General features: G+C 70.9%; 9 protein-coding genes. 7 read left to right on the forward strand and 2 right to left on the reverse strand.

Annotation, left to right across the window (positions count from 1 at the left end; genetic code table 11):
• The first annotated feature begins 177 nt into the window (after nucleotides 1-177).
• On the forward strand, nucleotides 178-960 hold the full coding sequence (locus OHS59_RS32705) for a S1 family peptidase (RefSeq protein WP_328496950.1): 783 nt from the start codon (nucleotides 178-180) through the stop codon (nucleotides 958-960).
• Between the two features lie 196 nt (nucleotides 961-1,156).
• Here the strand turns inward: OHS59_RS32705 and OHS59_RS32710 are convergent, their stop codons facing one another.
• Entirely contained in the window at nucleotides 1,157-2,941 is a 1,785-nt protein-coding gene (locus tag OHS59_RS32710; RefSeq protein ID WP_328496951.1) for a glycoside hydrolase family 35 protein, read from the reverse strand.
• Between the two features lie 164 nt (nucleotides 2,942-3,105).
• Between OHS59_RS32710 and OHS59_RS32715 the strand changes: the two genes are divergently transcribed.
• From OHS59_RS32715 to OHS59_RS32740, 6 genes are all read left to right on the forward strand, one after another.
• The gene (locus OHS59_RS32715) at nucleotides 3,106-3,996 is read left to right on the forward strand and encodes a helix-turn-helix domain-containing protein (RefSeq protein WP_328496952.1); all 891 of its coding nucleotides are present in this window, start codon (nucleotides 3,106-3,108) and stop codon (nucleotides 3,994-3,996) included.
• Nucleotides 3,997-4,021: 25 nt separating this feature from the next.
• Complete coding sequence (locus OHS59_RS32720; RefSeq protein ID WP_328496953.1) at nucleotides 4,022-4,360, forward strand: chorismate mutase; 339 nt, start codon at nucleotides 4,022-4,024, stop codon at nucleotides 4,358-4,360.
• A gap of 151 nt (nucleotides 4,361-4,511) precedes the next feature.
• Complete coding sequence (locus tag OHS59_RS32725) at nucleotides 4,512-5,024, forward strand: response regulator (protein WP_328496954.1); 513 nt, start codon at nucleotides 4,512-4,514, stop codon at nucleotides 5,022-5,024.
• 196 nt (nucleotides 5,025-5,220) lie between these two features.
• The gene (pepN, locus tag OHS59_RS32730) at nucleotides 5,221-7,731 is read left to right on the forward strand and encodes an aminopeptidase N (RefSeq protein ID WP_328496955.1); all 2,511 of its coding nucleotides are present in this window, start codon (nucleotides 5,221-5,223) and stop codon (nucleotides 7,729-7,731) included.
• A gap of 609 nt (nucleotides 7,732-8,340) precedes the next feature.
• Entirely contained in the window at nucleotides 8,341-9,741 is a 1,401-nt protein-coding gene (locus OHS59_RS32735; protein WP_328496956.1) for a pyridoxal phosphate-dependent decarboxylase family protein, read from the forward strand.
• Entirely contained in the window at nucleotides 9,738-11,153 is a 1,416-nt protein-coding gene (locus OHS59_RS32740) for a lysine N(6)-hydroxylase/L-ornithine N(5)-oxygenase family protein (protein ID WP_328496957.1), read from the forward strand. Before OHS59_RS32735 ends, OHS59_RS32740 begins: the two co-directional genes overlap by 4 nt.
• A 71-nt stretch (nucleotides 11,154-11,224) precedes the next feature.
• Here the strand turns inward: OHS59_RS32740 and OHS59_RS32745 are convergent, their stop codons facing one another.
• Nucleotides 11,225-13,033 (reverse strand): bifunctional metallophosphatase/5'-nucleotidase, encoded by a 1,809-nt coding sequence (locus OHS59_RS32745; protein ID WP_328496958.1) that lies wholly within the window; start codon nucleotides 13,031-13,033, stop codon nucleotides 11,225-11,227.
• Nucleotides 13,034-13,071 lie beyond the last annotated feature (38 nt).

The raw sequence follows: 13,071 nt of genomic DNA on the forward strand, positions 1-13,071 counted from the left end.
CAAAGAGGCCCCGAACCTCATTCCACTCTAAGGGGACGCGAGCGGATTCTCGCGGGTTGGGTTGCTCGACGTGTACGTGACATCCACCCTTGCCTCCCATGCCGCATGATCTTCATACTTCTGTGCACTCTTCTGTGCGCTCAATTCCTCATGAAAGGGAACAAGTTGACCAATAGCATGCTCGGTCTCCTCCGGAGATCCGCCTTCCGGCGGGCCGCGGCCGTCGGTGCCGTCGCCCTCGCGACCGCCAGCCTCCAGCCCGTGGCGGCGCACGCCGCGCCCGCCCCGATAGTCGGCGGCGTGCCCGCGGGGCAGGGCGAGTTCCCGTTCATGGTCAGCCTGTCCATGGGCTGCGGGGGTTCGCTCTACAAGAAGGACGTCGTCCTGACCGCCGCGCACTGCGTGGACGGCTCCGGGAACACGACGCGCATCACCGCGACGGCCGGGATCGCCGATCTCGGCGCCGCCGGTGGGACCAAGGTCAAGTCCACCAAGGTCGTCCAGGCGCCGGGCTACGACGGCAACGGCAAGGACTGGGCGCTCATCAAGCTCGCCCGGCCCATCGACCTGCCCACGCTGAAGATCGCGACGACCACCCGCTACAACAGGGGGACGTTCACGATCGCCGGATGGGGCGACCCCGCGGAGAACGCGAACACCGGCTCGACGAAGCTGCTCAAGGCCAAGGTGCCGTTCGTGGCCGACCGGCAGTGCAAGCGGCATTACGGGGGGCGGCTGATCGCCGGGCAGGAGATCTGCGCGGGGGTTCCTCGCGGTGGGGTCGACACCTGTCAGGGGGACTCCGGGGGGCCGATGTTCCGCAAGGACGACAGCGACAAGTGGATCCAGGTCGGGATCGTCAGCTGGGGTGACGGGTGTGCGCGGCCGATGGTGCCCGGTGTGTACACCGAGGTGTCCACGTTCGCCTCGGCGATAGCTCGGGCGGCTTCTTCGCTGTAGTGGTTCTGGGGGTGGGCGTTCTCGGTGGTTGTGCCGGGGGCGTCCGTTCTTTTTGGCCGCGAGCGCGTTGTGGCTGGGCGCGCGGTTCCCCGCGCCCCTTCAGGGCGGGGTCTGTCCGTGCGTTTTCCCCGCGCCCCTTCAGGGCGAGCGACTGCGCCGTTCCCCGCGCCCCTGGGAGAAGGCAGCCGACAGGCTGTTAGTTCGTGGGGGTCAGGGTTGGTGGGGGTGCGGCGGTTTCCAGTTCCAGTAGCCATATCTCGTTGGTGCCCTTCCGCAGGGCCGGGCCCGGGACGTACAGGGACGACTGGGGGCCCGTGGACCAGTAGCGGCCCAGGTTGAAGCCGTTCAGCCAGGCGAATCCGCGGGTCCAGCCGGGGAGTTCGAGGCGGGCGTCGCCGGGGGCGGACACCGTGACCGTGCCGCGGTAGAGACCGGGGGCGGACGGCGCGGGCGGTGTCCCGAACGGCACCGACTCGAACGGCACCGACTCGAACGGCACCGACTCCACCCCCGCGTCGAACGCGTCCAGACGCAGCGCCCGCGCCCGCACCCCGTGCAGAAACTGCCGCTCGTGCAGCACACCCCCTGTGACGCCCTTCGACTCCCCGGTCCGCGGCCCGTAGTTGACGCGCCCCAGGGACTCCACCCACAGCTCCACGCGCGCGGGTCCTGCGACCGGCTCCTTGAGCTCCGGCTCCTGCTCGGTGACCACTCCGGCCCGTACCCCGTCGACGTACACGACCGCCAGATCGCGCAGCCCGCGCACGGTCAGCGGATACGGGCGGCGCGGCCCCGGCACGTCGACGGTGTAGCGCACGAGCCCCCGGTCGACGTCCAGTTCCTCGAACGTGAGCGGTACGGGGCTCTCCGTCTCCGGTCCGCCGAGCGCGTCCAGCACCGCGGACAGGGGCGCCCAGCCCGTCAGGTCCACGACGGCGGGGGAGCCCAACGAAGGGCATGCGGGAGGCAGTTCGGGCAGCGGGCCGTCCGCGTGGGCGGCCAGGAGCGAGCGGAAATGCCAGAACTTCTCCGTGGGGCGGCCGACTTCATCGATCGGCGCGTCGTAGTCGTACGACGTCACGTCAGGCTCCAGAACCCCGTCGTGCAGCGTGCCGCCCCGGTTGGCGCCAGCCCACCCGGCGAAACTCGTACCGCCGTGCGCCATGTACAGGTTCACCGAGGCCCCGCACTCCAGGATCTCCCGCAGCGCGTCCGCCGCGTCCGCCGGATCGCGTACGGCATGCGCGCCGCCCCAGTGGTCGAACCAGCCGCACCAGAACTCCATGCACATCAGCGGCCCCGAGGGCTGACGGCGGCGCAACGTCTCGAAGGCCCGGCGTGCCTGCGAACCGAAGTTCACCGTCGCCAGCACGCCCTCGCCGTCCAGGGAGCCGCCCGTGAGCATGTGGTCCTCGGGGCCGTCCGACGTGAACAGCGGCACGCGCACGCCCTCCGCGCGCAGCACCTCGGCGAGACGGCGAAGATACACCCGGTCCGAGCCGTAGCTGCCGTACTCGTTCTCCACCTGCACCATGACCACCGGGCCCCCGCGGTCGAACTGCCGGTTCACGACCTGCGGCAACAGCCGGGAGAACCACCGCTCCACCGGTCCAAGGAACCCCTCGTCCCGGGTGCGTATCCGCACGCCCGGCGCACCCGTCAGCCAGTGCGGCAGCCCGCCGTTCTCCCACTCGGCGCAGATGTACGGGCCCGGCCGCACGATCGCCCACAGCCCGGCCGCACGCGCCGCGTCCAGGAACCTGCCCAGGGCATCCGCGTCCCGGAACTCCCCGGGACGCGGCTCGTGCAGATTCCACGGGACGTACGTCTCCACACAGTTGAGGCCCATCGCCCGCAGCATCGCCAGCCGGTGCCCCCACCGCCCCTCGTGCACCCGGAAGTAGTGCAGCGCCCCCGACAGCAGCCGCACCGGCCGCCCGTCCACCAGGAAATCGGTGTCCCCCACCGCGAACTCGCTCATGCCCACCACCCTCACCCCTGGCGGCGACCCGGTCCATGGACAAAGATCGGCATCGATTGGACGCAGCTGACGGGCAGCTCACGGGCAGCTCACGGGCAGTCGCCGGGCAGTCGCCGGGCAGTTGGCAGGCGGTCGACGGGCGGTCGGCGGGAGGGAGAAAGCGGATGTACCACACCTGGATGCGGTTCTTCACCCCCGGGCCCGCCCACCACAGGCTCGGGCTCGTCTGCCTCGGCGTCGGACTCCAGCACGGGACACTGCCCACCGTGGGACCCCGCACCCTCGACCACCACGTCGCCGTCGTCGTCAGCACCGGCCGCGGCTGGTTCCGTACCCCCGACGGGCGTCGTACCGCGGTCACCGCGCCCGCCCTGCTGTGGCTCACCCCCGGCGTACCCCACCACTACGCGCCCGACCCCGACACCGGCTGGGACGAGGCCTTCGTCGACTTCACCGGACCCGTCGCCGACACCTACACCGAACTCGGCTACATCGAACCGCACCGGCCCGTCGTCGCCCTCTCCGACGCAGGCGCCGCCCGCGCCACCGTCGGCCGCATCGCCCGCGCCGCCCGTCGCGGCAACCCCCTCCTGGAAGTCGAGACCAGCGCCGCCGTCCACGAACTCCTCGTCACCCTGCGCCGCGCCCGCGCCGACACCGCCCCCGACGGCGAACACGTCCTCCAGGCGCTCGCCCGCGACGCCTGCAAACCCCTCACCGTCGCCGACCACGCCACCCGGCACGGCATGACCCCCGCCGAACTGCGCACCGCCGTGCGCCGCGGCGCCGGCTGCAGCCCCAAGGACTACCTCCTCGGCATCCGCCTGGGCCGCGCCAAGGAACTCCTCGCCGCCACCGAACTCCCCGTCGCCGCCGTCGCCAGACGCGTCGGCTACGACGACCCCGCCTACTTCTCCCGCCTGTTCACCCGCCGCGTCGGCATGGCACCGGTGCGCTTCCGGGAACAACAGGCCCACACGGTCCCCGGCGGCTGGAGCGACCAGGTCCCCGACCCCGACGATCCCCCGATCATCGAGAGGACCTCCACGGGCTGAGGCACGCCACGTAGGGTTGGCCCCCATGACCACCAGCAACACCGGCAACGCGGGTGACATCGACCCCGCCGTCCGCGCCGAACTCGACCGGCTGCGCGAGAGCATCGACAACATCGACGCCGCCGTCGTCCACATGCTCGCCGAGCGCTTCAAGTGCACCCAGCAGGTCGGCCACCTCAAAGCCGCCCACCAGCTGCCGCCCGCCGACCCGTCCCGCGAGTCCCAGCAGATCGCCAGACTTCGCCGGCTGGCCGAAAACGCCAACCTCGACCCGGCGTTCGCGGAAAAGCTGCTGAACTTCATCATCGCCGAGGTCATCCGCCATCACGAGCGCATCGCGGAGGACACCAACGCCCGCGAATGACCACTCCCGCCCTCCGGCGCGCACCCGTTCCCAGGCCGTTGTGAGCCCCGACCCCTCGGCGTGCGCGCCGAAATGAGGCATCCTGCGCTGAGCACTCCCTGTCGGTCGGTTCGGACTTAAGCTGTTGGTCCAAGCGAGGGGACTTCGCTCCATGCCGTCGGATGCCAAGATCCTCATAGTCGACGACCACGAGGACACGCTCTACGCACTGGAAAGCGCCCTGGCCCCGCTCGGCTACCAGCTGACCCGGGCGACCAGCGGTGACGACGCGCTGAAGGAAGTCCTGCGCGGCCAGATCGGCCTGCTCCTGCTCGATGTCCACATGCCCGGCGTCAGCGGCCTCGACGTGGTCCGCTACATGCAGGGCGTCGAGCAGACCCAGCTCATCCCGATCGTCCTCGTCACCGGATTCGGCCCCAACACGGCACTCACGTCCGCCGCCTTCCGCCTCGGCGTCGCCGACCTGGTCATGAAACCCATCGACCCCTGGACCCTGCGCACCAAAGTCCGCTACCTGTACGACTCCCACCAGCGATACCGGTCCCTGGAGCGAGAGGTCCGCGAACTCCGGGCCCTCGTGAAGGAACCCGCCGCCCACTACGCGCCCCCGATCACGGCCCAGCGCCCCACTCCCCACCAGGAGGAACAGGGCCGCACCGCCTGAAGGCACGATGCGCGGTGCACGACGGACCACGATGTGCGATGGACCGGGCCCCGCGCTTCACGAGGCCACGTGGATCCCGACCGTCACAGCGCGGACAAACCGTCCCATCGCGAACAAGCGGGCACACGGGACCACCACCGGCGCACGCACCCGGCATACCGGCCGCCCCTGTGCCGAGCCCCGCCCATCAGGCAGCATGGCTCCCATGTCCGTACTGACGCGCGACGAAGCGCAGACCCGTGCCACACTCCTCGACGTCCACCGCTACCGGATCGAACTCGACCTGACGCGCGGCGACGAGACGTTCGACTCCCTCACCACCATCACCTTCACGGTCCGCGGGGACCACGGTGTCGGGGACACCTTCGTCGAGCTCAAGCCCGCCGAACTGCGCTCCGCCACCCTCGACGGACACCCCCTCGACCCGGCGGCGCTCCACGAGAACCGGCTCCCCCTCACCGGCCTCACCGCGGGCACCCACGAACTGCGCGTCGACGCCGCCATGCGCTACTCCCGCACCGGCGAGGGCATGCACCGCTTCACCGACCCCGCCGACGGCGAGACCTACCTCTACACCCAGATGTTCATGGACGACGTGCAGCGCGTCTTCGCCGCCTTCGACCAGCCCGACCTCAAGTCGGTCTTCGAACTCTCCGTGACGGCCCCCGACGACTGGACCGTCCTCAGCAACAGCGTCACCACCCGCACCGCCGACGGAACCTGGCAGGCCGCGCCCACCCCGCCCGTCTCCACCTACCTCGTCGCCGTCGCCGCCGGACCCTGGCACTCCGTACGCACCGAACACCGCGGCCTGCCCTTCGGCATCCACTGTCGCCGCTCGCTGGCCCCCCACCTCGACACCGACGCCGACGAGATCCTCGACATCACGCGCGCCTGCTTCGACCGGTACCACGAGAAGTTCGAGGAGCCGTACCCCTTCGACTCCTACGACCAGGCGTTCGTGCCCGAATTCAACGCCGGCGCCATGGAGAACCCCGGACTCGTCACCTTCCGCGACGACTTCGTCTACCGCTCCGCCGTCACCGACACCGAACGCCAGACCCGCGCCATGGTCATCGCCCACGAAATGGCACACATGTGGTTCGGCGACCTCGTCACCCTGCGCTGGTGGGACGACATCTGGCTGAACGAGTCCTTCGCCGAGTACATGGGCTACCAGACCCTCACCGAGGCCACCCGCTTCACCGGCACCTGGACCGAGTTCGGCGTCGTCCGCAAGGCCTGGGGCTACGACGCCGACCAGCGCCCCTCCACCCACCCCGTCGCCCCCGACCCCGAGGCCGTCCCCGACACCGCCTCCGCGCTCCTCAACTTCGACGGCATCTCCTACGCCAAGGGCGCCTCCGCCCTGCGCCAACTCGTCACCTGGCTCGGCGAGAAGGACTTCCTCACCGGCATCAACACCCACTTCGCCCGCCACAAGTTCGCCAACGCCACCCTCGCCGACTTCATCGAGTCCCTCGCCGCCGCCACCGACCGCGACGTCCACGCCTGGGCCGACGCCTGGCTGCGCACCACCGGCGTCGACACCCTCACCACGGCCGTCACCTCCCGGCCCGGGGAGTGGACCCTCGCCCTCGGCCACCAAGGCAGCCGCCCCCACCGGGTCACCATCGGCGTCTACGACCGGGACCTCGGCAGCGACCGCGCACTCGTCCTGCGGGAACGCTACGAGACGGACATCCCGCGGAGCGGGCCCGCCGACCCCCGCCCCGGCACCCGCCCCGCCCTCGTCGTCCCCAACGACCTCGACCTCACCTACGCCAAGATCCGCCTCGACGACACCTCCGAGGAAACCGCCCTGCGCGGCATCTCGGGCGTCCCCGACGCACTCACCCGCGCCGTCCTGTGGAACACCCTGCGCGACATGGTCCGCGACGGCGACCTCGAACCCGCCGCCTACCTGGAGACCGCCCGCGCCCACCTCCCCGAGGAGACCGACCTCGCCGTCGTCCAGGGCGTCCTGACCTTCGCCGCCACCCAGGTCACCGACCGCTTCCTGGCCCCCCACGACCGGCCCAACGCCCTCGCCACCCTCACCTCGCTGTGCCGCGACCTGATCCGCCGCACCGAGGACGGCGACAACCCCGGACTGCGCCTCGTCGCAGTACGCCACCTCATCGACGTCGCCGCCCAGCCCGACACCATCAGCGCCTGGCTCTCCGAGGGCACCGTCCCCGGCGGACCCGAACTCGACCCGGAACTGCGCTGGCGCATCCTCGGCCGCCTCGCCGTCCTCGGGGCCGTCGACGACGACGTCATCGAAGCCGAACTCGTGCAGGACCCCAGCGCCACCGGCCAGGAAGGCGCCGCCCGCTGCCGCGCCGCGCTGCCCGACCCGGCCGCCAAGCGCGCCGCGTGGGAGGCGATGTTCACCACCGACGACCTCTCCAACTACCTCTTCACCGCCACCGCCCGCGGCTTCTGGCAGCCCGAACAGGCCGATCTCGTACGCGATTACGTGCCGCGCTACTTCGAGGACGCGGTCGCGCTCGCCGCACGCAGGGGGCCCGCCATCGCCGACGCGGCCGGGCGCTGGGCGTTCCCCGTGTACGCCGTCGATCCCGCGACCCTCGCCCTCGGTGAGCAGTGCCTGAGCGGAGCGGGTCCGACGCCTGCCCTGCGGCGCAAACTGGCCGACCAACTGGACGACCTGGCCCGCGCCCTGCGGGTCCGCCGGGTCTAACCACCGCCTTCTTTGAGCCCCGCGCTCCACCAGGGGTGGGGATGCGGGGCTCTGGCGTGCGGCGACCCGGTGGGGGTGCCCACACCCCTGAAGGGCCTGGCGGCCTTCGGCCCGAGGGGGGTCGGTGCGGGCGCGGTGTGTGTCTGCGGGCGCGTGAGGGCTGGCCGCGCAGTTCCCCGCGCCCCTGGAGGGCCTGGCGGCCCTGGCGGGAGGGGGTCGGTGCGGGCGCGGTGTTTGTCTGCGGGCGCGTGGGGGTTGCCCGCGCAGTTCCCCGCGCCCCTCGAAAGCGGGGCTCCGCCCCAGCTTTCGCCCAGCAGGGGCGCCCGTAAGGGGCGCGGGGAACGGCGCAGTCTTTTGCTTTTAGGGGCGCGGGGAACGGCGCAGTCCTTTGTCTTCAGGGGCGCGGGGAACGGCGCAGTCCTTTGTCTTCAGGGGCGCGGGGAACGGCGCGGCCGACCCCCACCGGCCCGCACCCCGCCCACCGGCCACAGACCCCCCTCGGGCCGAAGGCCGCCCCACCACCCTTTCGGGTACCGATCACCCAACTACCAGGCACACCCCCGCGGACGCGACAAGCTGGGAACCCCGTCGCGCGCCCTGGAGGACGCCATGAGCCCCCTCACCCCAGGCGGCCTCGCATCAGGCCCCCAAGGCCCCGAAGCCCTGCGGCCGTTACTCGACACAGTGCTCGACGCGCTGAGGGCGGGCGCCGCCACCCGCCCCGGCCCCCTCCCCGCGGGCGGCCCCACCGACGTGGCCGCCCGCCTCCGCGAGGCACTCGGCGAGCCCCTCCCGGACCACGGCGACGAGCACGCCCTGCACACCCTCGTACAGGCCATGGCGGCAGGCGCCGCGGACCCCGCCCACCCCCTCTGCGCGGCCCACCTCCACTGCCCGCCCCTCGCCGTGGCCGTCGCCGCGGACCTCGCCGTCTCCGCCCTCAACCCGTCCCTCGACTCCTGGGACCAGGCCCCCGCAGCCTCAGAGCTGGAAGCCCTCGTCACCCGGGCCCTCGCCGACGAGGTCTACCCACCCGCCGCCCGAACCACGGCCGCCACCCCCGACGCCCTCGTCACCACCGGCGGCACCGAAGCCAACCAACTCGCCCTCCTCCTCGCCCGCGACAAACACGGCCACGTACAACTCGTCCAGGCGGAGAACGCCCACCACTCCCTCCACCGCGCCACCTGGCTCCTCGGCCTCCCCGAACCGGTCACCGTGCCCGCCCCCGCCGGCACCATGGACCCCGCCGCACTCGACCAGGCCCTCACCGCACTCGGCGGCCCGCCCGGCACCGTCCTCGTCGCGGCCACCGCCGGCACCACCGACGCCGGGCTCATCGACCCCCTCCCCGAGATCGCCACCCGCTGCGAAACCCACGGCGCCCGCCTCCACATCGACGCCGCCTACGGCGGGGGACTCCTCCTCAGCGACCGCCACCGCCCCGCACTCGACGGCCTCGCCCGCGCCCACACCGTCACCCTCGACCTGCACAAACTCGGCTGGCAGCCCGTCGCCGCAGGCCTCCTCGCCGTACGCGACCCCGACGACCTCACCGCCCTCCACCACCGCGCCGCCTACCTCAACGCCGACGACGACACCGAAGCCGGTCTCCCCGACGTCCTCGGACGCTCCCTGCGCACCACCCGCCGCGCCGACATCCTCAAGATCGCCGTCACCCTCAGGACCCTCGGCCGCAGGGGACTCGGCGCCCTCGTCGACCAGGTCTGCGCCCGCGCCGCCGAACTCGCCGAACTCATCGCCGTACACCCGCACTTCGAGCTCTACGACCGGCCCACCATCAGCACCGTCCTGTTCCGGCCCGCCGACGCCACCGACGACACCGTCGCCGACGTCCGCCGCACCCTCCTCACCGAAGGCCGCGCCGTCCTGGGCCGAGCCCGCCTCGACAACCGCCTCTGGCTCAAAGCCACCCTGCTCAACCCGCACACCGGACCCGACGACCTCGCCGCACTCCTGAAACTGGTGGAAGGACACACCGCCCGATGACGCCCTCCACGTCTCCCACGCACCACCAGCCCGAAGCCCCCCGCGACCTCGTCGGCATCGGCATCGGCCCCAGCAACCTCTCCCTCGCCGCCCTCGCCCACCCCCTGGCCGAACTCGACACGGTCTTCTACGAACAACACCCCACCTTCGACTGGCACCCCGGCCTCCTCCTCGAAGGCGCCACCCTCCAGGTCCCCTTCCTCGCCGACCTGGTGACCCTCGCCGACCCCGCCAGCCCCTGGACCTTCCTCAACTACCTCAAGACCCGCGAACGCCTCTTCCCCTTCTACTTCGCCGAGCGCTTCCACATCCACCGCGCCGAATACGCCGCCTACTGCCGCTGGGTCAGCGACAGCCTCCCCGGGCTCCACTTCGGCCACCAGGTCGACGCCGTGCGCTGGAACCACGAACGCGACGTGTTCGAGGTCGACCACACCCAGCTCGACACCGACGGAGAAGCCGAAGCCCTCGGACGCACGTACACCAGGAACATCGTCCTCGGCATCGGCACCGCCCCCCACATCCCCGAACCGCTCCGCCCCCTCGCCGAAGCACCCGGCGTGCCCGTCATCCACGCCGCCGACTACCTCCGGCACCGCGAGGACCTCCTCACCGCCGGCCACGTCACCGTCATCGGATCAGGGCAGTCCGGCGCCGAAGTCTTCCTCGACCTGCTCAGAAACCGCCCCGCGGGACGCGAGAGAATCCACTGGCTCGCCCGCACCGAGGCCTTCGCGCCCATGGAGTACTCGAAACTCGGGCTCGAACACTTCACACCCGACTACACGCGCTACTTCCACGCCCTGCCCGAGCCCGTACGCGACCGGCTCGTCCCCGCCCAGTGGCAACTCCACAAAGGCATCGACGCCGACACCATCGCCGCCATCCACGACGAGCTCTACCGCCGCACCCTCGACGGCGGCTGGCCCGACACCGTCCTCACCCCCGGCGTCCACGTCCGCACCGCGGGACGCATCGCCACCACCAAGATCGAACTGCATCTGGAACACATCCAGCAGGCCAGCCGCTCCCGCATCACCACCGACGCCGTCGTCCTCGCCACCGGCTACCGCGAACGCCCCCTCGACCGCATCCTCGCCGGCCTCGACCCCTACATGCGCCGCGACGCCTCCGAACGCCCCAGGATCGACGACCACCACCGCCTCGTCCTCGACCCCTCCGTCACCGGATCCGTCTACGTCCAGAACGCCGAGACACACACCCACGGCGTCGGCGCCCCCGACCTCGGCCTCACCGCCTGGCGCAGCGCGAGCATCCTCAACTCCCTGACGGGCAAGGACCCCTACCCCCTGCCGAGCCGAACGGCCTTCACCACGTTCGGCCTCACCCCACAGCCCCAGATCCCGTCCGCCAGGCAGCCCAGGACCCTCACACCACTGGTGGCCGACTGAGGATCAGCCGGCCACCAGTGACGAACACACCCGCGTGAAGCACGCCTCCGGAAGAGACCCCAGAAGAGCGCCTAGAAGACCGGCGTGCCCTCACGCGTCAGCTTCCAGTCCACCGAAGCGAACTCCTTCGGGTCCAGCGAACCCTTCGCCGTCACCCACTCCGCGATCCGCGTACGGATCTCCGTCGACTCCGCCCACAGCTCCTTCGCCGACGCCACGTGCGGGAACGCGCCCCCACCGTTCGCCCGGTAGTTGTTAACCGCGAACACGAACTGCCGCGCGTCGTCCAGCGCCGCCCCGTTGTAGGAGAGGTTCTTGATCCGCGACCCCGCCGCCTGCGCGATGTCGATGTCGTACGTCAGGCCCGACACGTAGTCGTAGTTGTAGTCCGGCCGGTTGCCCGCGTTCGTCAGCTTCTCCACGTCGACCGCCGCGCCGGCCGCCGTCCGCACGAAGTACTCCGCCGAGTACTCCAGGTACGCCCGCACCTGCGCACCCGTCAGCAACTTCGCGACCAGCGTGTTGTCGTACACGTACAGACTCGACAGATCCCGGATCGTCACATCGCCCGCGGGGATCTCCGACGTCCGCGAGAACGGCGACGCCTGCGACAGCACCGGCAGCGACGCGTACTCCGTACCCGCCAGCGCCGCCTTGACGACGTCCTCCTGGACCTTGTTGATCAGGTCGATGATCGGCGCGTCCTTGTACCGCGCATCCACCGTCGTCAACGTCTCCGTCGCCGTCCCCACCACCTGGTTGACGTACGCCACGACCACGTCGTGCTCGTCCTTCAGCAGCTTCGTGATCCTCGGGTCGTCCGCCACCGAGTTCGAGTTACGGACCGACGCCGCCACCGACTCGACCGTCCACCGGCCCTTGTCGAAGACCAGCTCGAAGTCGAACAGCGACAGCCGCTCCGCGTACGCCAGCGGCTCCGACAGGACGACCGTCCTCCCGGACTTCGTGTTCGTCACCTTCAGCTCGGGAATCTCCACATGCGCGTGCCCGACCAGAATCGCGTCGATCCCCGGCACCTGCTGAGCCACCAGCGCCGCCGAGTTCTCCACGTACGGCAACTGGTCACCGTACGACGACGTACCGGAGGACCCACTGTGCGCGGACACGACGACCACGTCGGCGCCCATCGACCGCAGCTTCGGCACCCACTTGGCCGCCTGCTCCTCAAGCCCGGGGAACACCAGCTTGCCCTGCACATACGCCTTGTCCCAGATCGCGATACCAGGGTTCGTCAGACCCAGCACCGCGACCTTGACCGGCGGAGCACCCTTCACATGGAACTTCTTCATGAAGTAGGGAGGGAACGCCGGCTTCAGCGTCTTCGCGTCCAGCGCGTTCGCGCCCAGCAGCGGGAATCGGCACTGCTGCTCGAACTTCCGCAGCGTCTCGATGCCGTAGTTGAACTCGTGATTGCCGAGCGCCACCGCGTCATAGCCGATCGCGTTCATCGCCTGCGCCATCGGGTGCACAGGACCGCCCTTGGCGGTGATCGGATCGACCTTCGCGTAGTAGTACGTCAGCGGCGTGCCCTGGATCGTGTCACCCGCGTCCAGCAGCAGCGTGTTGCCGCGGCCCTTCTCCTTGCGCACCGCGTTCACCAGCGTCGAGATACGCGACAGACCCTGCGCGTTGCCCGCCGCGTCCTTGTACTCCGCGTCCTTGAAGTAGTCCCAGTTGAAGACGTGACCGTGCAGATCCGTCGTGCCCATCACCGTCAGCGAGTACCGCTTCGGCTTCGGCTTCCCGCGGCCCGTCGCCACCGCGGCCTCCGCACCCGGCGCCGCCGCCGCACCGGCCAGGGCGACACCGGCCCCGGTCACAGCGGACTTCTTCAGGAACTTCCGACGGTTCAACGGCATGACGGGCTACTCCTCGGAGGGACGATCAACGACGCGCG

Origin of the sequence: Streptomyces sp. NBC_00414, assembly GCF_036038375.1 — a bacterium.
Lineage (GTDB): Bacteria > Actinomycetota > Actinomycetes > Streptomycetales > Streptomycetaceae > Streptomyces.